At 76.8% G+C, this 23,212-nt stretch carries 28 protein-coding genes; 20 read left to right on the top strand and 8 right to left on the bottom strand.

The window, feature by feature from the left end; translation table 11 throughout:
* The first annotated feature begins 20 nt into the window (after positions 1-20).
* A complete protein-coding gene (locus tag PH189_RS10115; RefSeq protein WP_274188715.1) occupies positions 21-419 on the top strand; it encodes a WhiB family transcriptional regulator in 399 nt (132 codons plus the stop codon).
* Here PH189_RS10115 and bagB read toward each other — a convergent pair.
* Positions 416-1,582 (bottom strand): ATPase BagB, encoded by a 1,167-nt coding sequence (bagB, locus tag PH189_RS10110; protein WP_274188646.1) that lies wholly within the window; start codon positions 1,580-1,582, stop codon positions 416-418. The two genes, PH189_RS10115 and bagB, sit on opposite strands and share 4 nt — an antisense overlap.
* The gene (gene bagA, locus PH189_RS10105) at positions 1,582-2,598 is read right to left on the bottom strand and encodes an ATPase BagA (protein WP_274188645.1); all 1,017 of its coding nucleotides are present in this window, start codon (positions 2,596-2,598) and stop codon (positions 1,582-1,584) included. The genes bagB and bagA overlap by 1 nt, the downstream gene beginning before the upstream one ends.
* Positions 2,599-2,693: 95 nt before the next feature.
* On the opposite strand from bagA, the gene PH189_RS10100 reads away from it, so the two are divergent.
* From PH189_RS10100 to PH189_RS10075, 6 genes are all read left to right on the top strand, one after another.
* The gene (locus tag PH189_RS10100; RefSeq protein ID WP_274188644.1) at positions 2,694-2,861 is read left to right on the top strand and encodes a Sp36 family protein; all 168 of its coding nucleotides are present in this window, start codon (positions 2,694-2,696) and stop codon (positions 2,859-2,861) included.
* A complete protein-coding gene (locus PH189_RS10095) occupies positions 2,858-3,316 on the top strand; it encodes a RidA family protein (RefSeq protein WP_274188643.1) in 459 nt (152 codons plus the stop codon). The genes PH189_RS10100 and PH189_RS10095 overlap by 4 nt, the downstream gene beginning before the upstream one ends.
* Positions 3,317-3,389: 73 nt before the next feature.
* Complete coding sequence (locus PH189_RS10090; protein WP_274188642.1) at positions 3,390-4,079, top strand: hypothetical protein; 690 nt, start codon at positions 3,390-3,392, stop codon at positions 4,077-4,079.
* Positions 4,072-6,729, top strand: coding sequence for a hypothetical protein (locus PH189_RS10085; RefSeq protein ID WP_274188641.1), 2,658 nt, complete (start codon positions 4,072-4,074; stop codon positions 6,727-6,729). Before PH189_RS10090 ends, PH189_RS10085 begins: the two co-directional genes overlap by 8 nt.
* A gap of 81 nt (positions 6,730-6,810) precedes the next feature.
* Positions 6,811-7,638, top strand: a complete 828-nt coding sequence (locus PH189_RS10080; protein ID WP_274188640.1) for an NUDIX hydrolase — start codon at positions 6,811-6,813, stop codon at positions 7,636-7,638.
* Entirely contained in the window at positions 7,635-8,456 is an 822-nt protein-coding gene (locus PH189_RS10075) for an MBL fold metallo-hydrolase (RefSeq protein WP_274188639.1), read from the top strand. The genes PH189_RS10080 and PH189_RS10075 overlap by 4 nt, the downstream gene beginning before the upstream one ends.
* Here PH189_RS10075 and PH189_RS10070 read toward each other — a convergent pair.
* Positions 8,453-9,127: a Crp/Fnr family transcriptional regulator gene (locus tag PH189_RS10070; RefSeq protein ID WP_116708603.1), complete on the bottom strand. Its 675-nt coding sequence runs from the start codon at positions 9,125-9,127 to the stop codon at positions 8,453-8,455. The two genes, PH189_RS10075 and PH189_RS10070, sit on opposite strands and share 4 nt — an antisense overlap.
* Before the next feature lie 241 nt (positions 9,128-9,368).
* On the bottom strand, positions 9,369-9,617 hold the full coding sequence (locus PH189_RS10065; protein WP_274188638.1) for a hypothetical protein: 249 nt from the start codon (positions 9,615-9,617) through the stop codon (positions 9,369-9,371).
* A 192-nt stretch (positions 9,618-9,809) separates the two neighbouring features.
* Here PH189_RS10065 and nth point away from each other — a divergent pair, with 192 nt between their 5' ends.
* Genes nth through PH189_RS10045 form a run of 4 tightly spaced genes read left to right on the top strand, consistent with a single transcriptional unit; the run spans position 9,810 to position 13,103 of the window.
* Complete coding sequence (nth, locus tag PH189_RS10060) at positions 9,810-10,496, top strand: endonuclease III (protein ID WP_274188714.1); 687 nt, start codon at positions 9,810-9,812, stop codon at positions 10,494-10,496.
* Positions 10,493-11,149 (top strand): TlpA family protein disulfide reductase, encoded by a 657-nt coding sequence (locus PH189_RS10055; protein WP_274188637.1) that lies wholly within the window; start codon positions 10,493-10,495, stop codon positions 11,147-11,149. The genes nth and PH189_RS10055 overlap by 4 nt, the downstream gene beginning before the upstream one ends.
* Positions 11,146-11,910 (top strand): NUDIX hydrolase, encoded by a 765-nt coding sequence (locus PH189_RS10050; RefSeq protein WP_274188636.1) that lies wholly within the window; start codon positions 11,146-11,148, stop codon positions 11,908-11,910. The genes PH189_RS10055 and PH189_RS10050 overlap by 4 nt, the downstream gene beginning before the upstream one ends.
* On the top strand, positions 11,907-13,103 hold the full coding sequence (locus tag PH189_RS10045) for a MarP family serine protease (protein ID WP_274188635.1): 1,197 nt from the start codon (positions 11,907-11,909) through the stop codon (positions 13,101-13,103). The genes PH189_RS10050 and PH189_RS10045 overlap by 4 nt, the downstream gene beginning before the upstream one ends.
* 85 nt (positions 13,104-13,188) lie before the next feature.
* Here PH189_RS10045 and PH189_RS10040 read toward each other — a convergent pair whose 3' ends face one another.
* The 4 genes from PH189_RS10040 to PH189_RS10025 form a co-directional block, all read right to left on the bottom strand.
* Positions 13,189-14,037 (bottom strand): alpha/beta fold hydrolase, encoded by an 849-nt coding sequence (locus tag PH189_RS10040; protein ID WP_274188634.1) that lies wholly within the window; start codon positions 14,035-14,037, stop codon positions 13,189-13,191.
* A gap of 68 nt (positions 14,038-14,105) precedes the next feature.
* The gene (locus tag PH189_RS10035; RefSeq protein ID WP_274188633.1) at positions 14,106-14,585 is read right to left on the bottom strand and encodes a phage holin family protein; all 480 of its coding nucleotides are present in this window, start codon (positions 14,583-14,585) and stop codon (positions 14,106-14,108) included.
* Between the two features lie 179 nt (positions 14,586-14,764).
* Complete coding sequence (arfB, locus tag PH189_RS10030) at positions 14,765-15,226, bottom strand: alternative ribosome rescue aminoacyl-tRNA hydrolase ArfB (RefSeq protein WP_274188632.1); 462 nt, start codon at positions 15,224-15,226, stop codon at positions 14,765-14,767.
* A 19-nt stretch (positions 15,227-15,245) separates the two neighbouring features.
* Positions 15,246-15,890, bottom strand: a complete 645-nt coding sequence (locus PH189_RS10025) for an acetate uptake transporter (protein ID WP_274188631.1) — start codon at positions 15,888-15,890, stop codon at positions 15,246-15,248.
* A 201-nt stretch (positions 15,891-16,091) separates the two neighbouring features.
* On the opposite strand from PH189_RS10025, the gene PH189_RS10020 reads away from it, so the two are divergent.
* The 9 genes from PH189_RS10020 (at position 16,092) to PH189_RS09980 (ending at position 22,950) form a co-directional block, all read left to right on the top strand.
* Positions 16,092-16,832 carry an oxidoreductase gene (locus PH189_RS10020; protein WP_274188630.1) on the top strand — a complete coding sequence of 247 codons (741 nt, stop codon included), beginning with the start codon at positions 16,092-16,094 and terminating at the stop codon, positions 16,830-16,832.
* A gap of 199 nt (positions 16,833-17,031) precedes the next feature.
* Complete coding sequence (ssd, locus tag PH189_RS10015) at positions 17,032-18,159, top strand: septum site-determining protein Ssd (protein WP_274188629.1); 1,128 nt, start codon at positions 17,032-17,034, stop codon at positions 18,157-18,159.
* Positions 18,156-19,424, top strand: a complete 1,269-nt coding sequence (locus PH189_RS10010; protein ID WP_337994144.1) for a TadA family conjugal transfer-associated ATPase — start codon at positions 18,156-18,158, stop codon at positions 19,422-19,424. The genes ssd and PH189_RS10010 overlap by 4 nt, the downstream gene beginning before the upstream one ends.
* On the top strand, positions 19,421-20,239 hold the full coding sequence (locus tag PH189_RS10005) for a type II secretion system F family protein (RefSeq protein WP_274188628.1): 819 nt from the start codon (positions 19,421-19,423) through the stop codon (positions 20,237-20,239). Before PH189_RS10010 ends, PH189_RS10005 begins: the two co-directional genes overlap by 4 nt.
* Positions 20,236-20,940 (top strand): type II secretion system F family protein, encoded by a 705-nt coding sequence (locus PH189_RS10000; RefSeq protein WP_274188627.1) that lies wholly within the window; start codon positions 20,236-20,238, stop codon positions 20,938-20,940. Before PH189_RS10005 ends, PH189_RS10000 begins: the two co-directional genes overlap by 4 nt.
* Before the next feature lie 42 nt (positions 20,941-20,982).
* Entirely contained in the window at positions 20,983-21,183 is a 201-nt protein-coding gene (locus PH189_RS09995; RefSeq protein ID WP_274188626.1) for a DUF4244 domain-containing protein, read from the top strand.
* Complete coding sequence (locus tag PH189_RS09990) at positions 21,180-21,671, top strand: TadE family type IV pilus minor pilin (RefSeq protein WP_274188712.1); 492 nt, start codon at positions 21,180-21,182, stop codon at positions 21,669-21,671. The genes PH189_RS09995 and PH189_RS09990 overlap by 4 nt, the downstream gene beginning before the upstream one ends.
* The gene (locus tag PH189_RS09985) at positions 21,668-22,078 is read left to right on the top strand and encodes an Rv3654c family TadE-like protein (RefSeq protein WP_274188625.1); all 411 of its coding nucleotides are present in this window, start codon (positions 21,668-21,670) and stop codon (positions 22,076-22,078) included. The genes PH189_RS09990 and PH189_RS09985 overlap by 4 nt, the downstream gene beginning before the upstream one ends.
* Positions 22,079-22,305: 227 nt before the next feature.
* The gene (locus tag PH189_RS09980; protein ID WP_274188624.1) at positions 22,306-22,950 is read left to right on the top strand and encodes a bifunctional DNA primase/polymerase; all 645 of its coding nucleotides are present in this window, start codon (positions 22,306-22,308) and stop codon (positions 22,948-22,950) included.
* Positions 22,951-23,212: the final 262 nt, after the last annotated feature.

Here is a 23,212-nt window from a genome sequence, read left to right as displayed (position 1 = left end):
CAGGTGAGTCGGTGCCGTTCGTGACGGCGAGCTCGGCGACCTCGTTCGACTGGCGGCACTCCGCGCGCTGCCGCGACGACGACCCGGAGACCTTGTTCGTGCAGGGCGCCCAGCAGCGGGACGCCCGCGAGGTGTGCAAGGCCTGCCCCGTGCGCACGGAGTGCCTCGCGCACGCGCTGGACAACCGCATCCGGTTCGGCGTGTGGGGCGGGATGACCGAGCGCGAGCGCAAGGCCCTGCTCAAGCGCCGGCCCGACGTGATCTCGTGGGCCGCCCTGCTCGAGTCGGCCCGCCGGGCCGCGCTCGCGAGCCCGCCGGCCGACCCCGACGCGCCGGGCCGTACGCGCCGCAGCGCGCCGGCCCGTCCCGCGGCGCCGGCCCGTCCGGCCGAGGGCGGGACGCAGCGCCACGTCGGTTAGGACGCCAGGCGGCGGCCGATCTCGCGCAGACCGTCGAGGTCGTGCACGTCGGTGCTCATGGCGGGCACGTCGATGATCGGCACCCCCGGGTGCGCGCGGGTGAAGCGCCCGAGGACGCGGCGTTCCCGCTCGGCGGTCTCGACGCGGTCGGCGTGCAGGCGCAGCACCGCCGCGGCCAGCTCGTCGCCGCGCGCCGACTCCAGGGTCTCGGCGCCCTCCCGGGCCCGCGCGCCGGAGAGCGTCGAGTGCACCGGGTGGGTGCGGTTGAGCACGAGGCCGGCGAGCGGCATGCGCTCCGACGACAGGCGCTCGACGAAGTAGCTCGCCTCCCGCAGGGCGTCGGGCTCCGGGGCCGCGACCACGACGAACGAGGTGCCCGGCGCCCGCAGCAGCTGGTAGGTCGCGTTCGCGCGCTCCTGGAAGCCGCCGAAGAGCGTGTCGAAGGCCTGCACGAACGCCGACGCGTCGGCCAGCATCTGCCCGCCGAGGATCGTCGACACGGCCTTGGCGAACAGGTTGAACGTCGAGCCGACGATCTTGCGCAGGGCGCTGCCGCCGGCACGCGCCGGCGCCGAGAGCAGCCGGATCATGCGTCCGTCGAGGAACGACGAGAGCCGCTGCGGGGCGTCGAGGAAGTCCAGCGCGGACCGCGACGGCGGGGTGTCGACGACGATGAGGTCCCACAGGCCGGTGCTGGAGAGCTGGCCCAGCTTCTCCATGGCCATGTACTCCTGCGTTCCGGAGAACGAGGTGGAGATGGTCTGGTAGAAGGGGTTGTCGAAGATCGCCTGCGCACGGTCGGGCGTGGTGTGGCCCGAGACCATCTCGTCGAAGGTCCGGCGCATGTCCAGCATCATCGCCTGCAGCTCGCCGTCACCTCGGTCGGCGGTGTTGCGCAGCGCGCCGGGGACGGTGCGGGGCTCGTTGTCGAGCTCCTCGAGACCCAGGGACTGGGCGAGCCTGCGGGCCGGGTCGATGGTCAGCACGACGACACGGCGGCCCTGCTCGGCGGCGCGCAGGGCCAGCGCGGCGGCGGTGGTGGTCTTGCCGACCCCGCCCGAGCCGCAGCAGACGAGCACCTTGGTGTCACGGTCGGCGAGCAGCCCGTCGAGGTCGAGGTGGCGGGGTCGTCCGGCGCGGGCGTCGGCGCGGTCGGCGGTCATCACCGCACCCCCTGCTCGCGCAGCAGCTCGGCCAGCTCGTAGACGCCGCCGAGGTCGACGCCCTCGGTGAGCTCGGGCAGCTCCAGCTGGGGCAGGCCCGCGGCGTTGAGGCGCGAGCGCACCGCCGACTCGATCTGCACCCGCTCGGCGTGCTCGACGGTCTCGCTGACCAGCCCGTCCACCTCCTCGTCCTTCAGGAACAGCCCGGCGGCCTCGAGCCCCGAGCGCAGCCCGGAGCCCAGCCCCGCGCCCGTCGCCGCCCCGGTGAGCGCCGTGGCGGGCAGGCGCGAGGGGCGGATGCGGTTGATCAGCACCGCCCCGGTGGGCAGGCCGGCCTCGACGAGCTCGTCGACGGTGTCGAGCGTCTCCTGCACGGGCAGGTCCTCGAGCTGGGTGACGAGGTGGATCGCGGTGCGCGAGGAGTGCAGGAGCTCCACCACGCCCTCGCTCTGCGTGTGGATCGGGCCGGTGCGCGCGAGTGACCCCATCGCCTTGGTGACGTCGAGGAACTTGACGATGCGCCCGGTCGGCGGCGCGTCGAGCACGACGGCGTCGTAGAGCGGGACACGGCGTCCCCCGCGGCGGTCCTCGCCGACGGTGCGCCCGACGCACTCCTTGACCTTCCCGGACAGCAGCACGTCACGAAGCCCCGGCGCCAGCGTGGTCGCGAACTCGATCGCGCCCATCCGCCGCAGTGTCCGGCCGGCGAGGCCGAGGTTGTAGAACATCTCGAGGTACTCGAGCAGTGCTGCCTCGGCGTCCACCGACAGCCCGCGGACCTCGCCGCCGTCGGGGGCGACGGCGATGCGCTGCTCGGCGTACGGCAGCGGCGGGGTGTCGAAGACCTGGGCGATGCCCTGCCGGCCCTCCACCTCGACGAGCAGGGTGCGACGCCCGCCCGCGGCGAGCGCGAGGGCCAGTGCGGCGGCGAGCGTGGTCTTGCCCGTGCCGCCCTTGCCGCTCACCACGTGCAGCCGGGCCTCGGCGAGGGCGGCGGGCCAGCGCTGATCGGTCACGCCGTCCACCCTAGGCCCGGTCCCGCGCACTCGCGGGCGGTGCGGACGGGGTCCGGGTCACAGCGGTGTCGGGTGCCTTCTCTACCCTCGCCCACATGAGTGCGGATGCCGTGAAGTGGGAGTACGCGACGGTTCCGTTGCTGACCCACGCGACCAAGCAGATCCTCGACCAGTGGGGTGAGGACGGCTGGGAGCTGGTCACCGTGCTGCCCGGGCCCACCGGTGAGCAGCTCGTGGCCTACCTGAAGAAGCCCCGGGCGTGACCGGGCCCCGGGAGCGGCTGCAGGAGCTCGGGCTCGAGCTCCCGGGGGTGGCCGCCCCCAAGGGCGTCTACGTGCCCGCCCGCCGGACGGGCGACCAGGTCTGGACCTCGGGGCAGCTGCCGCTCGTCGGCGGGGAGCTACCGGCCACCGGGCTGGTCGGCGCCGACGTCGACCCGGACGACGCCGCGGCCTACGCCCGGATCGCCGCGCTCAACGCGCTGGCGGCCATCGACGCCCTCGTGGGGCTCGAGGCGATCCGTTCCGTGGTCAAGCTCGTCGGCTACGTGGCGTCCGCGCCCGGGTTCGGCGGTCAGCCACAGGTGGTCAACGGGGCGTCCGAACTCCTGGGTGCCGTCTTCGGCCCGGCGGGCGAGCACGCCCGCTCGGCGATCGGAGTGGCGGCGCTGCCGCTGGGCGCCCCGGTCGAGGTTGAGGTCGTCGTCGACCTCACGTGAGCTGGGATCCGGGCCGTCCCGACATCGCGGGCGGCCCGGCGGGATCGCCGCAGGGTGGATCGGAGCACAGAGCGTGGACCAGAACGGGACCGTCTCCTCGTCGGCCGACGAGGCCGAGCAGGCGTGCCACGACGTCCTGCTGGCGATGGCCGGCCGGCTGCCCGACCGCCTGCTGTGGCGTCTGCGCGACTGGCTCTCCAGCGGCGCCCACGTCGCGCTGCGCACCGCCCTTCCACGCGCTCTCCTGCGCCACCGCGTCGGCGTCTCGGAGGACGAGCGCGCCCGCCTGCGCACGGCCGTGCTCGCCTGGGGCGGGCCGGCGCGGCTGGTCGACGCCGTCCTGCACGTCGACGCGGCGCCCGAGCCGACCGCGGGCTTCGTCGAGCCGGGCCGCGGCCCCGGGTGGGACGACACCGATCTGGTGCTGCGCGCCCTCGCGCCCGTGGCCGGCGGGGTCACCGCGGTCCGCCGTGCCTGGCGCCACGGGTCGGGCGCGCCGGTGCGCGTGGTGCTCGTCGACGGCCCGGCGGACGCCTCCGCCGGCGGCCGGGCGGCCCTGACCGGGGCGCTGCAGCGGGCGCTGCGCGCCCGCGGTGAGTCCGACCCGTGCGTCGAGGTGCTCGGCCCGACGACCGTCCCCACGCCGTACCACCGGGCCGCGCTCGCGGCGGCCGAGGTGCTGTGGCGACGCGGCACCGATCGCGTCCCGCCCGCCCGCACCGGGCTCGGCGCGGAGGCCGGGGAGCTGGTGGGCCATGGCTGAGCGTGACATGACCGGCGAGGAGCGGCCGGACCGTCCCGCTCTCCCCGCCGACATGGCCGGGCCCGACCCGGCCGGCCCCGACCAGCCCGGCTCCGACCTGGTCGGCCCCGACCCGGCCCCGGGGCTCGCCCGGCGCCGGGCCGGCGACCCGCCGCGGATCGGGCGGCTCGGGTTCGAGGGCTTCGCCGCCGACCTCGCCGGTCTCGCCGGCGGGGCCGGTGATCTCGCCAACCTGCCGCCCTGGTCGGTCCGCGACGACAAGGCCGGCGACCGTCCCGACCGCGACCCGGTCGCGCTGGCCGCGTGGCGCCGCGTCGCCGAGCGGCGGCGCCTGCGGGCCGGCGTCGAGCCGGTCGGCGCGGGCATGGAGGTCGTGGAGGACATCCCGGCCGCCGACGTGCCGGACGTCGTACGGGCCGAGGTCGTCGGCGACCTCGCCGACGACGACCGTGTCGGACAGTCGGCATGGACCGAGGGAGCGGGGCACCACATGGCGGGCGACCGGGCGGAGGTCCCGGTCGACGAGGACGCCGTGGACCTCGTGGATTCTGCGGACCCCGTCGACCCCGTGGCCGAGGCGGTCGATCACGACGACGCCGAGCCCTCCGACGGGTTCGTGAACGAGTTCCGTCCGGAGGAGGTGCCGGCCGACCTCCCCGGCGACGAGGTCGACGAGCCTCCGGTGCCGGCCGCCTCGACGTCCGAGGGCCGTCCGGAGGGCGGGCCGCCGCCTGCTCGCGGTCCGGGAGCGCCGGCGGCGCGCGGCGGCCGCGATCCCCGCCCCGGCACGCCCCCGACCGCCCGTCCCGACCAGGGTGGGCGCCACGAGGTGCTGCTCTCGCTGGCGGGGCGGATCGACGACGACGCCCTGTCGTCGGTGCGCGACCTGGTCGCCGTGGAGGACGACGCCGCGGCGGCCGAGCTGCTCGGCGGCTGCCTGCTGGCGGCGGGCGCCGGCGTCACGGCGCGCGAGCACGCGGTGCTCGGGCGCTGGTTCGCCGCCTCGCGTGTCGACCCGGAGCTCGTCGACGTCCTGCCGCGCGACCCCGAGGCCGACCGGCGCGAGGAGCACCGCTTCACGCCCGACCCCCCGGCCTCGGCGCGGGAGTCCGGCTCGTCCCGCGACGCCGGCGAGGCCGTCGCCCGCGCCGCCGCACGACTGCCCGGCGTCCAGCGCGTGCGCCAGTGCTGGCGCACCACCCCGGCCGGGTCCGCGCCGGGCCCGGTGCCGCACCGGGTCGTGCTGGTGGAGACCCATTCGGCCGACGACTGCGAGCACGTCGCGCACCACGTCGCGCACGCCGCTCGCGAGCTGGGTGCGGTGTCGGTCGAGGTCTTCGCCGCCGGCGCCGAGCTCCCCGCCTACCACCGGGCGGCCGTCCGGGTGGCGCGCCCGCTCGGCGCCGCCGCGTCGTCGTCCTCGGTGTCCGAGACCGCGCCGCTCGGCCCGCCCGTCGGAGCGCCCCGCCCGGCCCAGAGCCCCCCGCCCCGCCGTGCCGAGGACGAGGTGCCGCCGTTCGGGGTGCCGTCCGCGCCGTCGGCGGGCTCGCCGTCGTTCCTCACGGTCACCGGCCCCGACGAGGGCCCGCCCGCCGAGCCGCATCCCGAGGAGCGGTCCGGCGACGAGCAGTACCGCATCGTCGCCGCTGCGGGTCCCGACCCGCTCGAGCGCGAGCGCGCCCGGGAGCACCACGTCGAGGCCGACGCCCCTCGGCTGGACGTCCCCGAGCCCGACGCCCCGCCCGAGCCCGAGACGGTCGCTCCCGAGGAGCCCGCCCCGGTCGACCTCGACCCGGAGGCCACCGCGGAGCGCATCGCCGCCCTCTGGCGCACCCCGCCGCCCGACGAGATCCTCTCCGACGAGCACCCCATCTCCTCGTGGGCCGAGACGTCGCTCGGGGTCAGCTTCGGGCCGGGTCCCGAGGACCCGATCGCCGACGTCGGCTCGTCGCCGGTCGCCGGGTCGGCACCGGCCGGGCCGTCGGTCGACCCGGACGCCGCCACCGGCGAGTTCCCCGCCGTCGCCGGCCCGGCCACCGGCGTCGACGTACCCGCCACGAACGGCGTCGACCTGCCCGGGGCGAACGGGGAGGCGCGGGTCCGGCGTGCCCGGCACAGCCGCAGCGAGACCGGGGAGTTCGAGGCGCCCGTCGTCGACACCCCCGCCCCGGCCCCGCCGACCCCTCCGGCGCGCACCAACGGCCACCACCACGGGGCCGAGCGTCCTGACGCCTCCGGGGACGCGGTGACCGGGCCGGTCCGGCGACCCGCCGAGATCCCCGCGCCCCCCACCCCGCCGTCGCCCGCACCCGCGGTGGGCTCGTCCGGGCCCGACTCGGTCGACTCCCAGCTCTCGGATCGCGAGCGGGAGCTGCTCGCCCGCCTGCACGAGGAGCTGGCGTCGCGCGAGCGTCTCGAGGCCGACGCGCCCGACCCGCTGACGGGCCGCCCCGTGGCGCCGCCGGCGGGTTCCGAGGACGCGACGGCACCCCGTCCGCGACCCATGGGCCCGCACCCGGGCCCGGGTCGTCCGCCCGGGCCGCCGCCGGGCCCGCCCGGCGGCACCAACGGGCACCGTCCCGTCAACGGTCACGGCCTGCCCCCTCGCCGGGATCAGGACAGCGATGACGGGGCGTCGCCGGGCGCCTAGAGAGTCCCGGCGACGAGGAGACGGCCCGACATCGCTCCTTCGTCGCGCTGTCCTCCCGGTCCCGCGCCTAGGGTGCCTCGGGTGACCACCGACCTCGTCGACCTGCCCCCGCGGTTCGGGATGGAGCGGTCCGCCTTCGACAAGATCGGCAGCCGGCCGGCGGGCGAGCTGCGTCTGGCGTCGACGGTGATCCTCGTCCGCGACGCCGCCGACGGTGCCGAGGTGTTCCTGCTCGAGCGGGCGGGCGAGATGGCGTTCGCGGGCGGCGTCTCGGTGTTCCCGGGCGGCGGGCTGGACGCCACGGACCGCGAGGCGCTCACCGAGGGTCTCGTGGACGACGCGGCGGCGGATGCGGCGGCGACCACCTGGGCGACGAGCGCCGAGGGCGCGGCGGCGCTGCTGGCGTGCGCGGTGCGGGAGACGTTCGAGGAGACCGGGGTCATGCTCGCCGACGTACGCCCGGCCGAGGGGGTGCGCGAGCGTCTGGTCGCCCGCGAGATCGGGCTGCGGGACGTGGCGGAGCGGCTCGCCGTCGACCGGCTGCGTCCCTGGGCGCGCTGGATCACCCCGGAAGGCATGCCGCGCCGCTACGACACCGCCTTCTTCCTCACCACCGTCCCCGAGGGCCAGGAGCCGGACGGCGCGACCACCGAGGCCGTCGGCGCCGGCTGGTGCGCCCCGGCGCGGGCACTGCGCGAATGGGAGGAGGGCCGGCGGGCGCTGATGCCGCCGACGTGGGCCGTGCTCACCGAGCTGGCGGAGGCCGGGGACAGCGCCGACGAGCTGCTCGCCGCCGCGTCCCGGCGGCGTCCGCGACCGGTGACCCCGCAGTTCCGCCCCGGCGACGACCGCGTCGGGCTCGCCGTCCCGCCGCACGCGTTCGGGACGTCCTCCGGAGCCGGGCAGTGAGCGGCCGCGTCGTCCCGGGCCCCGCGGACGCGACACCGGAGCATCCCGCCTACGGGCTCCTGAGGACCGTCACGCAGGCCGCGGCGGTGGTCCTGGCCGAGAACCCGTCACCCATGACGCTGGACGGCACCAACACGTGGATCCTGCGCGCACCGGGCCAGGCCGGCTGTGTCGTCGTCGACCCCGGCCCGGAGGACCCGGCGCACCTCGACCGGCTCGAGGCCTGCGGGCCCGTCGAGCTCGTCGTGCTGACCCACCGTCACCTCGACCACACCGAGGCCGCGCGGACGTTCGCCGGGCGCGTGTCCGCCCCGGTCCGCGCGCTCGATCCGACGCTGACCCTCGGCGCCGAGGGCCTCGCCGCGGGCGAACGCCTGGCCGTGGCGGGTCTCGACCTGCGCGTCCTGGTGACGCCGGGGCACACCGACGACTCGCTGTGTCTGATGGTCGACGACGACGGCAGCGTCCTGACCGGCGACACGGTCCTGGGCCGCGGCACCACCGTGCTCGGGGACTACGAGGGCGCGCTCACCGACTACCTCGACTCCCTGCGCAGGCTCGCCGAGCTCCCCGAGGGGATCACGCTCCTGCCGGGGCACGGGCCGGACCTCGCCGACGCCGGCGAGACCGCCCGTCAGTACCTGCGACACCGCGAGCAGCGGCTCGACCAGGTACGCGCGGCGGTGGACGAACTCGGGCCAGAGCCCACGCCCCGCCAGGTCGTGGAGATCGTCTACGCGGACGTCGACGAGAAGCTCTGGCCGGCGGCCGACCAGTCGGTGGCCGCGCAGCTCGAGCACCTGCGCAGGGTGGACTAACGCGCCCTTCTCGCCAGGCGGTCCGGCTCGAGGATCAGCACGCTCTTGCCCTCGAGGCGCAGCCAGCCGCGGGCGGCGAAGTCGGCGAGCGCCTTGTTGACCGTCTCGCGGGAGGCGCCGACGAGCTGGGCGATCTCCTCCTGCGTGAGGTCGTGCGTGACGCGCAGCAGACCGGCCTCCTGCGACCCGAAGCGCTGCGCGAGCTGCAGCAGCGCCTTGGCCACGCGGCCCGGGACGTCGGTGAAGATGAGGTCGGCGAGCAGGTTGTTGGTGCGGCGCAGGCGCCGGGCCACCACGCGCAGCAGCTGCTCGGCGATCTCGGGTCGCTGGGCGATCCACTCGCGGAGCGCGTTGCGGTCCATCGTGTAGGCGCGCACGTCGGTGACCGTCGTGGCCGTGGACGTCCGCGGGCCCGGGTCGAAGATCGAGAGCTCGCCGAACATGTCGGACGGGCCGAAGATCGACAGCAGGTTCTCGCGACCGTCCGGCGACCGCCGGCCGATCTTCACCTTGCCGGTCGAGACGATGTAGAGCCGGTCGCCGGGCTCGCCCTCGTTGAAGATCACCGTGCCTCGTGGGAACTCCACGCGCTCGAGGGACTCCGTGAGCACCTCGATGGCCGCGGGGTCCACCCCCTGGAAGATCCCGGCCCGCGCCAGTACCTCGTCCACCGTCCGCTCCTCAACGACTCTCGCTCTACCGCGCGCGTCCATCGGGTCTCCGACCCCCGTCCGCACCTCTGTGTCACCAGTCACGTCCGCCGCAGCATAGTCACGTCCCTCGCCGTGATCGCGCCGCGCGACCCCATGGAACTCACCGCATCGGGGTCGATCGCGGATATCACAGCTCTTGTTCCCCCGATCGGACCATCATAGTCGAGAGATCCGACGGCGTCGCTGCCGTGCGTGAGCGTCAGGCCCGTTCCTTGGTTCGCCGGGGGCCGCCCCGCTTACCGAGATTGCGGAGCCGGAACATCTGGAGCGCCCCGCCGATCCCCTGCCGGAACAGCGCCTTGACCTCGTCGGGCCGGGCGCGCTCGAGGAAGTCCTCGACCTCGTCCTCGCGCACGGTGCCCGAGCGCAGGCGGGTCTCGAGACGCTCCATACCGAGCGCGAAGACCATCACCAGCAGCGGGATGAGGATGGCGAGCCAGGCGGTCATGGTGTGCGCATCGTCGCGCACCGCCGGACGGCGTGCGGCAGCGGGGTCGCCCCGGCGTGTCGCGGGCGCCGTGCCCCCGACCTCCGGCGCCGAGGCGCGTCCTACCCTGGGTGGGTGAGCAGTGCTGCGCGCGCCACGGGCGGTGGCAAGGACGGTGAGAGCCGTCTCGCCCTGGTGCGGCGGGCGCGACGGATGGACCGCGATCTCGCGATCGCCCACCCCGACGCGCACTGCGAGCTGGACTTCACCTCGCCGCTCGAGCTGCTCGTCGCCACCGTGCTCTCCGCGCAGACCACCGACGTGACGGTCAACCGCGTCACCCCGGGGCTCTTCGCCCGCTACCCGGACGCGGCCGCGTTCGCCGGCGCGGACCGCACGGAGCTCGAGGAGATCCTCCGCCCGACCGGCTTCTTCCGGGCGAAGGCCGAATCGGTGACGAAGCTCGGCGCGGCGCTCGTCGAGCGCTTCGACGGCGTCGTGCCCGGGCGGCTGGAGGACCTCGTCACCCTGCCCGGCGTCGGGCGCAAGACGGCCAACGTCGTGCTCGGCAACGCCTTCGGCGTTCCCGGCATCACCGTCGACACGCACTTCGGACGCCTGGCCCGCCGCTTCGCCTGGACGACGTCCGAGGACCCGGTGCAGGTGGAGAAGGAGGTGGGTGAGCTCATCCCGCGCAAGGACTGGACGATGCTCTCCCACCGGCTGATCTTCCACGGGCGTCGCGTGTGCCACGCCAAGAAGCCGGCCTGCGGGGCCTGCACGCTGCGTCGCGACTGCCCGTCGTCGCAGACCGGCGAGACCGACCCCGTGAAGGCCGCCAAGCTGATCAAGGGGCCGGACGCCGACCACCTGCTGTCCCTCGTCGGCCTCGAGCGGTGACCCGCGCCGAGGTCCGGGCCACCCTCGTGGTCGTGGTGCTGGCCGTGGTCGGCGTGATCGCGCTGTGGCCCCGGGACACGGGGTCGTCGCTGCCGGGGGCGACCGACCCGAGCTCCGTGCTCCAGCCCGCCCCGGCCGCCGGGAGCGACGATCCCGCCGCCGTCGCCTCCGCCCGCGCGTCGGCCGCCCTCGCCCCCTGCCCGGAGCCGGTGCCGGGCGCGGCGCCCGTCGCCGCACTCTCCGGCGTGACGCTGGAGTGCCTCGGCGCGCCGGGTCCGGTCGACCTCGCCACCGCCCTGGCCGGGCGGGACACGCTGGTGAACCTCTGGGCGTCGTGGTGCGCGCCGTGCCGCGACGAGATCCCCGCGCTGGCGGCCTACACGACCCAGCCGGGCGCGGCGGCGGTGCTGGGCGTCGACGCCGCGGACCGCACGACGACCGCCCTCGCGCTGATGGAGAGCCTCGGCGCCCGCTACCCGTCGGTGAGCGACCCCGCGCAGGTCGTCGGGCCGAAGCTCGGCGCACCGCCGATCCTGCCCGCGAGCGTGCTCGTGCGCGCCGACGGCTCCGTGGTCGACATCCCGCCCCAGGTGCTGCGCACCCCCGAGCAGGTGCGCGCCGCCGTCGACGCCGCCCGGGGCGGTGCCGGGTGACCGACTCCCCTGACACCGATCCCGGCGCGGCCCCCGACTGGCTCGCCCCGCTGGCGGAGGCGTGCCGGCGCCTGGGGCCCGAGGACGTGCCGTTCCGCCGGCGCCTCGCCGGGACGGCGCCGAACGGGCGCAGCGCCGCGGTGCTCATGCTCTTCGCCGGCCCCGGGGACGCGCCCGAGCTGCTGCTCACCGAGCGCGCCGCCGAGATGCGCGCGCACGCGGGCCAGGCCGCGTTCCCCGGCGGGACGATCGACCCCACCGACGCCGGGCCCGTCGCCGCCGCGCTGCGCGAGGCGAACGAGGAGACCGGCCTCGATCCCGACGGCGTCGACCCCCTGGTGACGCTGCCGCCGCTGACGATCCCGGTCACCGGGTTCGCCGTGACGCCGGTGCTCGCGCACTGGGCGCGGCCGGTGCCGGTGCGGGTCGTGGACCCGGGCGAGACCGCCGCGGTGGTCCGCGTCCCGGTCGCCGCGCTCACGGATCCGGCGGCGCGGTTCCTCGTCACCGGGCCGTCGGGGTACGTGGGTCCCGCGTTCGCCGCAGGAGGACTGCTCGTCTGGGGCTTCACGGCGGGCCTGGTGGACTGGATGCTCACCCTGGCCGGGTGGGCGAGACCCTGGGACCGTTCCGATGTGCGCGACCTCGACGAGGTCTGGGCGCAGCGGCACGACCTGAGCGCCGGAACCACGGCAGTGACGTCCGGTCACGCCGCGCCGAGCGGGCCGGACGCGGCCGCCGAAGGAGGTCCGATCCGGTGAGCTGGGTCGACGTCGTCGTCGTGTTGCTCGCGATCGCCGCGGGCATCTCGGGCTGGCGCCATGGTCTCGCCGTCGCGGCGCTGAGCTTCCTCGGCGTGCTCGGTGGCGCGCTGCTGGGCCTGAAGATCGCTCCTGCGCTGGTCGACAACTTCGAGGGGACGACGTCGAAGATCGTCGTCAGCGTCCTGCTGGTCGTCGCGCTGGTCGCCCTGGGCGAGACGCTCGGGGTCTACCTCGGGCGCGCCCTGCGCGACCGGATGCGCCTGCCGGCCGTGCGCACCGTCGACTCGGCCTTCGGCTCGGTGCTGCAGGCGATCACCGCGCTCATCGTCGCCTGGCTCATCGCGCTGCCGCTGGCGAGCTCCTCGGAGACGGCGCTCGCGTCCTCGCTGCGCGACTCGCGCGTCCTGGCCGGCGTCGACTCGGTGATGCCCGCCCCGCTGCGCGCGCTGCCCTCCGAGCTGCGGGCCCTGTTCGACGCCTCGGGCTTCCCGGACGTCCTGAGCCCCTTCTCGTCGACCCCGATCGCCGAGGTGCCGCCGCCGGAGCAGGCGCTCGTCGAGGACCCCGTGGTGCAGCAGGCCCGTGCCAGCGTGCTCAAGGTGCGCGGGCGGGCGCCGTCGTGCCAACGGGCGCTCGAGGGCACCGGGTTCGTCATCGGCGAGGACCGGGTCATGACGAACGCGCACGTCGTGGCGGGCACCGACGAGGTGTCGGTGGAGGTCCCGACCTCCGACGGCGACTCCCGCACCCGCGCGGCCCGTGTCGTCTACTACGACGACGAGGTCGACGTCGCCGTGCTCGCGGTCCCGGGGCTCGACGCCGACCCGCTGGACTTCGACTTCGCGGGCGCCGAGACCGGCGACAACGCCGTGGCGCTCGGCTACCCGCTGGACGGCCCGTTCTCGTCGTCGCCGGCGAAGGTGCGCCAGCGCATCCAGCTGCGCGGCCCGAACATCTACGAGAGCGAGACCGTCACCCGCGACGTCTACACGATTCGCGGGCAGGTGCGGTCGGGGAACTCCGGCGGCCCGCTGGTCGACCCCGAGGGTCGCGTCATCGGCGTCGTCTTCGGCGCGGCGGTCGACCAGGGCGACACCGGCTTCGTGCTCACCGCCGACCAGGTGCGCCCGGCCCTCGACGCCTCGCCGGGCGCCACCGGCCGTGTGAGCACGGGGTCCTGCGCGGCGTAGGTCGGTATCAGCTGCGTGCCAGCCTGGGGGCCATCTGCTGACGTCCGATACAGCACGCCGATAGGGGCAGGGAAGCCTCCAACGATCACTCGTCGAGGAAGTCCAGCAGCGCGTCGGTGATGTGCTGGGGCGCCTCCTGGTGCGGGAAGTGGCCCACGCCGGCGAGCGTCCGGTGCACGTGCCCGGCGTCGCACCAGTGCGCCGAGGCGCGGGCGACGCGGTCGGGCACCCAGGGATCGGCGTCGCCGTGGATCTGGAGCACCGGCACCGTCACGCGCCGGTCCATCGCAGCCGCGTAGCGCGCCCCGTCGGGCCGGAACTGCGAGCGCACGCACCAGCGGAACCCCTCCAGCGCCGTGTGCGACACGCGGGGCGTCAGCATCGCGGCGCGATGGCGGTCGGCGACCTCGGCGAACTCCGGCGCCGACGCCCACCCGTCGCCCGAGCCCGCGCGCAGGAGATCGGCGACCCACGCGGCGTCGTCACGGCGGAGCCGGCGCTCGGGCAGACGCGGGGGCTGCAGCGACGCGACGATGCGCACCGCCGGCCCCCACGGACGACGACGGGCAGCGGCGCGCACGGCCCGCGGGTGCGGTGCCGCGACGGCCGCGATCCGCGAGACGACGCCGGGGCGCAGCGTCGCGAGCGTCCAGGCGACCGCCCCGCCCCACCCGGCGCCGACGATCGTCGCCTCGCGCGCCCCCAGCGAACGGACGAGGCCGGCGGCGTCACCGGCCAGGGTCCACAGGTCGTAGCCGCGGGGCGGGCGGTCGGACTCGCCGTAGCCGCGCAGGTCGGCCGCGGCGACCCGGTACCCGGCGGTCGCGAGGGCCGGGAGCTGGTGGCGCCAGGCCCACCAGAACCCGGGGAAGCCGTGGAGCAGGAGCACCAGCGGCCCGGACTCCGGACCCGCCTCGGCGACGTGCAGCTGCACGCCGTTCGCCGAGACGGTGCGGTGGGTCCAGGGCCCGGGGATCTCGACGGCGGACCCTGCGCCAGTGCTCAGGCGGCGTCGGCGCGGCTGCGGCGCAGGACCTCGACCGACTCCTTCGCGGTCTCGATCGTCCGCTCCGGCGCCTTGATCTTGCGGACCTTGAGGTAGCCGAGGAGGCCCAGGATGCCCGCGACGAGGATCATCAGCCCGAACGTCACGGCGTAGCCCGCCCACTGCTGGGTCGGCCAGATGAGGTTGAAGGCCTCGGACACCGCGATGAAGAAGAAGAACAGGCTGAACAGTGCGATCACGCCGGCGACGACGAAGAAGACGCTGCCCTGCACGCCCTTCTTGACCTCGGCCGTGATCTCGGTCTTGGCCAGCTCGACCTCGGCGCGCACGAGGGTGGAGACGTGGGTCGTGACCTCCTTGACCAGCGAGCCGACGGAGGCGTCGCCGTCCTGCCGCACGGGCTCGGCGTTCAGGGGGATCGAGGGCACGACCGGCGGGGCGGACGAGCCGCTGGCCGGCTGCTCGGGGCGGGTCACGGGCGCTCCTGCGTGGGTCGGTCGCTCGGGGTGGGGACGGCGAGCGGGTGCTGAGGTCGGTCATCGTGCCACGTCACCGGGTGTGCGCCGCGCTCCACGGCGCGCCGCCCGCTGATCACTTCTCGGCCCGGTCTTCCCCCTGACCGCCCGCGGTACTCAACGCGTTCCCCCGATGGGGGTCACTCCCCGTTCGGTCGACGGCGCAGTTCCTTCACTGCGCCCTGCCGGCGCTTGGCCTCCAGACGCCTGCGACGGGCGGAGCGGGAGGGTGACGTGGGACGACGCGCCGGTGGGGGCGGCGCCAGGGCGTCCCGCAGGATCGCGGCCAGGCGCTGGCGCGCGGCACGGCGGTTGCGTCGCTGGGAGCGGTCGTCGGACGCGACGACGGTGAGGACGCCGTCGTGCAGGCGCCCGGCGAGCCGTTCGAGCATCCGGGTGCGGTCCTCGTCACGCAGCGGCGCTCCGACCGGAACCACGGAGCGCAGGTCCACCGAGAGCTCGACCCGCGAGTCGGTGGTGTTCACGCCCTGACCGCCGGGCCCACCCGCGCGGGAGAAGCGCCAGTGCAGATCGGCGGCGGACAGCACGACGTCGCGGGTGACCACGAGGTCACCCGCGACGTCGTCGCCGGTCGGCTGCACGCCGACCAGGATGCCCGGCTCAGCTGCGCGGGCCCACCGGGAGCACGGTGCGGCCCCACGTGGCGTTGGTGACGACGGCGGCCGAGGCGTACCAGGCGATCAGCGCGCTGAGCAGACCGACGAACCCGCCGGCGGTGGCGATCGCGTCGACACCGGTGAGGTCACCGGCGGCCAGCAGCGCGAACGTGAGGAACAGCGTGGCGAACACACCCACCAGCGCGCCGGTGGTCCGCAGCGAGGCGAACAGCATGTAGAGCGTGAAGATCGCCCAGCCGAGGAGGAAGATCCCCGTCGCCGTGGTCACCTGGGCCTCGGTGACGCCGGAGGCCTCCATCTCGGGCTCGATGAACTGGACGTAGGCCGCGAAGGCCAGCCAGAACGCGCCGTAGGACGCGAAGGCCGTCGCGCCGAACGTGTTGGCCTTGCGGAACTCCCACATCCCGGCGAGGAACTGGGCGAGACCGCCGTAGAAGAGGGCGAGGGGCAGCACCAGAGGCTCGAGCGCCTCGGGGGCGAGCCCGGCGTTGAACAGGCTCAGCGTGAAGGTCGTCAGAGCGAAGGCCGCGAGACCGAGCGGACCCGGGTCCGCGAAGCTCGGGGTGGACTGGGCGGGGGCGGGGTCCGGTGCCGTCCGCGCGGTGCGTTCCTCGGTGGTGCTCGACATGGTCGCTCCTCTCGGGTGGCCCCACGGCGCTGTGGTGCCGATCACGTGGTCCACCTACTGCCCGGTTTCGTCATGCGGCTATGCGGGCTGCACTGACCGGACCGATACAGGTCCGTTCGGCGGTTGCTGATCAGACCGTTCGGCGGCATAGGGGAGGGCTGTGACGTGGCCGGTCGACGCGGTGCTGCGACGATCGACCTCGTGGCCGACCCGCTGGAGCCCCTGACCCGTCTGCCCGGCGTCGCCGCGGACGCCGACGCCGTCCGCGAGGCGCTGACGAAGGTGCACAACCACCGTGCGAACCGGCGCGGGTGGCCCGCGACGTCCGCCGAGGCCTCCGTGCGGGCGGCCCGCGCGTCGTCGAGCCTGGACGGCGGGTCGGCCGAGCTGCCCGACGACGGCCGGGTCACCGACCCCGTGCTCGCCGGCGCGCTACGGGTCGCCGAGGACCTCGACGGGCTGCTGGCGGCCTGGCGCTCGGCACCGCGCCAGGCGCTCGCGCGACTGCACATGCTCGCCGCAGCCGACCTGCCCGGGATCACCGACGACGACCTCGGCAGGCCCCGCCTCGACCGTGGTGTCGGCGAGCGTCTCGACGGGCTCGCCGGGCTGGTCACGGGGGGCACCTCGGTGCCGGCGCCGGTGCTCGTCGCCGTCGTGCACGGCGAGCTCCTCACCCTCGCGCCCTTCCCGACCGCCGGCGGTGTCGTGGCGCGCGCCGCCGCCCGGTTGACCGCGGTCGCCACCGGGCTCGATCCCAAGGGCCTCGCGGTCCCCGAGGTCGGCCACTACCGGGCGGAGACCGAGTACCGCGAGGCCGCCGCGGCCTTCGCCACCGGCTCGCCGGAGGGGTTGGCCCGCTGGTTCGCGCACTGCGCCGAGGCCTGGCAGGTCGGCGCGCGCGAGGGGCTCGGGATCGCGGAGGCGGCGCAGCCCGCCTGACCCGCTCCTGACCGCCCGGCGGCGCCGGACCGCCGCCCGGGCGCCGCGGCTGCGGCGTCCGGGTGCCTGCGCCCCCGAGCGCGGCACGCCGCCGTCCCCAGGCCCGTCCGCCGTCCCCAGGGCGGCGTCCGACGCTCCCTCCCGGTGCCCCTCCCGCGGCAGCGTTCTCGTCGACGGCGGGACGCGAGAGGGGTCACCGATGGCGGGGACGGGCGGGGCAGGCGGGGTGGGCGCACAGGGCCGACGGCGCGCGGTGGTGATGACCGACGACGAGGAGCTCCTCGACGAGGTGGTGCGGCTGGCCGCGGCCGCGGGGGCCGAGCTCGAACGGGTGCCGGACGCGGCGGGGGTGCGCCGGCGCTGGCACACCGCCGGGCTGGTGCTGGTCGACGAGGACGCGGCCCGGGCGCTCGGGCCGCTGCGTCCCGGACGCCGCGACGGGGTCGTGCTGCTCTGCCGGGGCGAGCCGCCGGGATCGGTCTGGGAGCGCGCCGTGGCAGTGGGCGCGGAGCACGTGGTGTCGCTGCCGGACGGCGAGCACTGGTTGATCTCGGCGCTGGCCGACACCGGCGCCCGCTCCTCGCCCGACGTCGGACCGGGCCGGGTGGTGGCCGTGGTCGGAGGACGCGGCGGCGCCGGGGCCTCGGTGCTCGCCGTGGCGATCGCGGGGCGGGCGAGCACGGGCGGGACGCGGGCGCTGCTCGTCGACTGCGACCCGCTCGGGGGCGGGATCGACCTCCTCGCCGGGGCCGAGGAGCTCGAGGGCTTCCGGTGGGGCGGGCTCGCGCTCGGCGGCGGAGGCGGAGGTCGGGTGTCCGCGGCGTCGTTGCACGAGGCGCTGCCCTCGCCCGACGGGATGCTGACGGTGCTGTCGTGCGATCGGCAGGGCGCCGGCCCGGAGCCCGACGCGGCCGTCGCCGTGATCGAGGCCGGTCGCCGGGCCGGTGACGTCGTGGTGTGCGATCTGCCCCGGCACCTGTCGGACACGGCCCTGGCCGTGGCCGACGCCGCCGATCTCGTCGTCCTCGTGGTGCCCACCGAGGTCCGCGCCGTCGCGGCCGCCGCCCGGGTCGCCGAGCCGCTGGCCGAGCGCGGGGTGCCGCTGCGTCTGGTCGTGCGCGGTCCCGCGCCCGGCGGCCTCGACGCCGACGACGTCGCCCGCGCCCTCGGGCTGGACGTGCTCGTCTCCGTGGCGCCCGAGCCGGGCCTCGCCCCGGCGCTGGACCGCGGCAAGGTCCCCGGCCTCCGGCGCGGTCCGCTGCAGGACGCCGCCACGGCGGTGCTCGACGCGCTCGACGCCGTGGCCGACCGGGGACGGGCGGCGTGAGTACCGCGCCGGCCGACCTCGTCGATCGCGTCCGCACCCGGCTGGTGAGCTCCGGCGGGCAGGCCGGGGTCGACGACCTGGCGGCCGCCGTGCGCGCGGAGGCCCGCGGCGTGGTCGGCGACGCCGACGTGCTCTCCGCCGTGCGGGGCCTGCAGCGCGAGCTCGTGGGCGCCGGCCCGCTCGAGCCGCTGCTGCGCGAACCCGGGACCTCCGACGTGCTCGTCACCGCCCCGGACGCGGTCTGGGTCGACCGCGGCGCCGGGCTCGAGCGCACGCCCATCCGCTTCCCCGACGAGGACGCGGTGCGCCGGCTCGCCCAGCGGCTCGCGAGCGCGGCCGGACGGCGCCTCGACGACGCCAGCCCGTACGTCGACGCGCGCCTGCCGGGATCGGGCGTGCGACTGCACGCGGTGCTCGCGCCGGTCGCCGCCGATGGAACGTGCGTGTCCCTGCGGGTGCTCCGGCCCGCCCGCCACGACCTCGCGACTCTGGCGGCCAGCGGCACGGTCGACGCGGACGGGGTGGCCCTGCTCCGCGCGGTCGTCGCGGCGCGGCTCGCGTTCCTCGTGGTCGGCGGCACGGGCTCGGGCAAGACGACCCTGCTCGCGGCGCTCCTCGGCGAGGTGGCGCCGAGCGAGCGCATCGTGTGCGTCGAGGACGCCGAGGAGCTGCGCCCGGCGCACCCGCACGTCGTGCGCATGGTCGCCCGGCCGGCGAACGTCGAGGGCGCCGGGCAGGTCCTGCTGCGCGACCTCGTGCGCCAGGCGCTGCGGATGCGCCCCGACCGGCTCGTCGTCGGCGAGGTGCGCGGCGCCGAGGTCGTCGAGCTGCTGGCGGCGCTCAACACCGGTCACGACGGCGGGGCGGGCACGGTGCACGCGAACGCGCCGCGCGAGGTCCCCGCGCGGCTGGAGGCGCTCGCCGCCCTCGGCGGGCTGGGTCCCGCCGCGCTGCACAGCCAGCTCGCCGCGGCGGTGCAGGTGGTGCTCCAGGTCCGACGCGACCGCGACGGGACGCGCACGCTCGACGCCGTCGGGGTCCTGCGGCGCCGCGACGGTGCCGGCGAGGTCGTCGTGGTGCCGGCCTGGACCCGGGGCGACGGCTGGGCGACCGGTCGCGCCGACCTCGGCGCGATGTTCCAGGAGCGGGGCGTCGCAGCCCCGTGGCTCGACCCACCCGACCCGCCGGCCCGGGCGTCCGCCACGGCACCGCGCGCGGTGAGCGTCGCCGCCGGCGTGTCCCTGCTGCACCGGGAGTCGGCGTGAGCGCCGCGGCGCTCCTCCTCGTGGCCGGCGCGCTGATCGCCTGGCCCGCGCCGGTGCCGGGGCTGCGGGCGGGCGGGGCGCTCCCCGGTCGACGGCGGGCACCGGGCCTCGACCACCTGCGGCCCGTGGTGGCACGACGCGGCGTGCTCCTCCCCGGCGCAGCCGTGCTCGGCGTGGTGCTCGCGGGCCCCGGTGGCGGCGTGGCCGCCCTCGCGCTCGCCGCGACGGTGCACCGCCGGCGGGCGGCGACGGGGGCCGAACGGGACCGGGCGGCCGCGGCCGCCGGGCTGGCGGAGGCCCTGGCGTCGTTCGCCGCGGAGGTCCGCGTCGGCGCGCCCCCGGCCGCCGCGGCCGGCTCCGCGGGGTCCGACGCCCACCCGGTGGCCGCCCGGGTCATGGCGCTCGTGGGCGCCACCGCGCACCTCGGGGGCGACGTCCCCGCGGCCCTGCGGGCGGCGCGGGCCCGTGAGCCGGTCGTCGCCGAGCACCTCGATCGCCTCGCCGGCGCGTGGGCTCTCGCCGAACGCCACGGGATCGCCCTCGCCGGCCCGGCGGCGGCGGTCGCCCGCGACCTCCGGGTCCGCGCGCGGGTCGCCGGCGGACTGCGCGCCCGCCTCGCGGGGCCGCGCGCCACCGCCGCCGTCCTCGCGGGGCTGCCGGTGCTCGGGCTGCTGCTCGGCGAGGGGATCGGCGCGCGGCCCTGGTCGGTGCTCACCGGGGGGCTGATCGGTCAGGTGCTGCTCGTGGTCGGCGTGGGCCTGGTCTGCGCCGGCCTCGCCTGGACGGAGCGGATCGTCGCGGGGGTGGCCCGGTGATCCCCGGGACCCTGGCGCTCCTGGCCGCGGCGGTGCTCGTGGCGCCGGGTCCGGTCACGGCGCACCACCGCACGGTCCCGCGCCGGTCGCCGCGGGCCCCGGCCCGGGAGGGCCTGGTGCCCGGCCTGGCACTGCTCGCGGTGGGCGCCGCGGCCGCGCTCGCGGGGGCGGGTGCCGCCGCGGTCGTCACGAGCGCCGCGGGCCTCGCGGTCATCGCCGTGCTGCCGCGCTGGCGGGCGCACCGGGCGAGGCCGCGCCCGGACCCGCTCGGTCTCGCCGGGGCGTGGGACCAGCTCGCGGCCTGCCTGCGCGCCGGACTCCCGCTCGACCGGGCGGCGCGCGCCGTGGTGCCGGTCCTGCCTGCGGCGGCCGGTGCGGCGCTTGGCCGCGTGGCCGACCTCGTGGCCCTCGGCGCCGACCCCGCCGCCGCCTGGTCGCCCGCGCTCGACGAGCCGGGCACGGCCCGCCTCGCCCGCGCAGCCCGCCGCTCGGCGCGCAGCGGGGCCGCGGTCGCCGACGTCGTCGAGGCCGTCGCCGCCGACCTGCGGGCCGAGGCCGCCGACGCCGTCGAGGCCCGCGCCGAGCGCGCGGGCGTGATGGTCACCGGGCCGCTCGGCCTGTGCTTCCTGCCGGCGTTCCTCGCCCTGGGCATCGTCCCGGTGGTGGTCGGGCTCGCCGGGCCCCTGCTGGAGCAGCGATGAGCCCGCACGCCCCGCCGGGGCGTGGGACGAGAGGAGAACCCCATGACCGCACGGACGACGACCTGGCGCCACCGGCTGGCCCGGCTGCGCGAGGACGACGACGGCATGTCCACGGCGGAGTACGCGATCGGGACCATCGCCGCGGCGGCCTTCGGTGCCCTCCTCTACACGGTGATCACCGGCGACTCGATCATCGGTGCGCTCACCGCGATCGTGCAGCGGGCGCTGACGAGCACGTTCTGATCGCCGGCCGCGCCGGGAACTCCGACACCGGCTCGGTCACCGTCGAGGCGGCGTTCGCGGTCGGCAGCCTCGTCGTGGTGCTCGCCGTGGTCCTCGCGGCGATCGGGGCGGTGGTGCTGCAGCTGCGCTGCGTCGACGCCGCCACCGAGGCCGCCCGCCTCGGTGCCCGCGGGGACCCGGACGCGGCCCGCCGGGCGGCGGCCCGCCTGCTGCCCGACGGGGCGGAGGTCGTCCTCGAGACCCGGGGGGACGACGTGGTCGCCCGGGTCCGCGCGGCGCCGTTGGGCTCGGCGCTGCCCGCGCTGCGGGTGGGCGCGGAGGCGGTGGCGGCGCGCGAGCCGTCGCCGGTCGCTCCCGTCGAGGGCCCCGAACCGCTGCCCGGCGAGCCGCCGGAGGCCGACGCCGCCGCGTCCCCGGCGCGGCCGGAGGACCCGGTCGCCCCGGCGTCGGCCTCCGCGGTGCCCACCCCGCCGGGCGGTGCGCGGTGAGCGGCACGGTGGGCGGTCGGGAACCGCTCGACGCCGGCTACGCGACGGTCTTCGCAGCCGCCGCGATCGGTGTCCTGGTGTGCCTCCTGGGCCTCGGGCTGCAGGTCGGGGCCGCGGTGCTCGCCCGGCACGGCGCCGAGACGGCAGCGGACCTCGCCGCCCTCGCTGGAGCCCGCGAGGCCGTGCGCGGCGCCGATGTGGCCTGCGCACGGGCCACCGAGGTCGCCGCCGGCAACGGTGCGCGGCTCGTGGCGTGCTCCGTCGAGGGCTGGACCGTGATCGTCGTCGCGGAGAGATCGTGCGGGTGCATGCCGAGCGTGTCCGGCGCCGCGTCAGGACGCGCCCGCGCGGGCCCCGTGGCCTCCGACGGCACCCCGTCCGGAGTCCTGGTGGTGTCCGGTGCGTAGCCGGCACGGGACGAGCGGAGCGCGGTCCCGGCTGAGCGGCGACCCCACCGGGCGTTCGAGCACGGTCACCCAGCTCAGCGTGCGCTCGCCCGCTCAGCGGGGCCGAGGGTGACGCTCGGCGTGTGATCACGGCCGATGGGCGATGACGGGTGGCGCCGTCACGTGCGCATGCCGTTACTGGGAACAGCACACCGGGAGCAGGAACACCGGGGCCACAGGAGGAACCGATGCAGTGGTGGGACAGCTACCGCGCCGTGTACGGCACGGAGCTCCGTGCTGAGGCCATGGTGCTCGCCGACCACGGCTGGGCCGTCGTGCCTGGCACCTTCCCGCAGGGCGAGGTGTGGAGCGGCTGCGCCGACGCACCGCAGGCGGGTCCGTGCCCGGTCCTCGACGACTGGGCGCTGCGGGCGTCCACCGACTGCAGCCAGATCGCCGAGTGGTGGTCGGGCCTGCCGTACTCGATCCTCCTGCCCACCGGGCTGACCTTCGACGTCCTCGAGGTCCCCGCCACCGTCGGTCGCCGCGCCGCCGCCGTCCTGCGGGCGCTCGGGGTGCCGGTGCCGATCGCGGCGACGCCCACCGGCGAGTGGCTGTTCCCCGTCGGCGCGGGCGAGCCTCTGCGTCCCGACCTCGCCGAGCGTGGCGGCATCTCGCTGCACGGCCGCGGCAGCTGGTTCGCCGCTCCGCCGTCGACCTACCCGCAGGGCTCCGTGCACTGGCGGGTCCGCCCGTCGGCGTGCGGCTGGAACCTCCCCGACCCGTTCCGCGTGCAGGACGCGCTGGCCGAGGCCGTCGCGCAGCGTCCGGCCGTCGCCGGCGGCGGGTCGACCTACCGCCTCGCCACCGTCGCGACCGGGGTCCGGTCCTAGGACCCCCGACGCGACACCCACCACAACTCCACACTCGGGTCCCCTCGGGGCGACGCCGGACCAGCGAGGCCCATCTGATGAGGGCCGCGCCCGCCGCCCCACCCGGATCCCGTGGCCGACGCGCCGGTGCACCCGCCGCGACCGGCCCGCGGTCCGGGCCAGCGGGGACCCCGCGGCGGTGGGCCGCCCGCGACGAGACCGTCGCGCGGTCCACCGCCGCCACATACCGCGCCGCAGGCCGGGTCGATGAGCTCCCCGGCCT

This window comes from Actinomycetospora chibensis (genome assembly GCF_028737215.1).
GTDB classification, from domain to species: domain Bacteria; phylum Actinomycetota; class Actinomycetes; order Mycobacteriales; family Pseudonocardiaceae; genus Actinomycetospora; species Actinomycetospora chibensis.
This window is presented reverse-complemented; position numbering and strand designations above follow the sequence as displayed.

Excerpts from the sequence above, each read along its gene's own strand:
- ssd (WP_274188629.1), top strand. The coding sequence starts at position 17,032 with ATGGCGGGGACGGGCGGGGCAGGCGGGGTGGGCGCACAGGGCCGACGG.
- PH189_RS09980 (WP_274188624.1), top strand. The coding sequence starts at position 22,306 with ATGCAGTGGTGGGACAGCTACCGCGCCGTGTACGGCACGGAGCTCCGT.
- nth (WP_274188714.1), top strand. The coding sequence starts at position 9,810 with ATGGACCGCGATCTCGCGATCGCCCACCCCGACGCGCACTGCGAGCTG.
- bagB (WP_274188646.1), bottom strand. The coding sequence starts at position 1,582 with ATGACCGCCGACCGCGCCGACGCCCGCGCCGGACGACCCCGCCACCTC.
- PH189_RS10065 (WP_274188638.1), bottom strand. The coding sequence starts at position 9,617 with ATGACCGCCTGGCTCGCCATCCTCATCCCGCTGCTGGTGATGGTCTTC.
- PH189_RS10085 (WP_274188641.1), top strand. The coding sequence starts at position 4,072 with ATGGCTGAGCGTGACATGACCGGCGAGGAGCGGCCGGACCGTCCCGCT.
- PH189_RS10025 (WP_274188631.1), bottom strand. The coding sequence starts at position 15,890 with ATGTCGAGCACCACCGAGGAACGCACCGCGCGGACGGCACCGGACCCC.
- PH189_RS09995 (WP_274188626.1), top strand. The coding sequence starts at position 20,983 with ATGACCGCACGGACGACGACCTGGCGCCACCGGCTGGCCCGGCTGCGC.
- PH189_RS10100 (WP_274188644.1), top strand. The coding sequence starts at position 2,694 with ATGAGTGCGGATGCCGTGAAGTGGGAGTACGCGACGGTTCCGTTGCTG.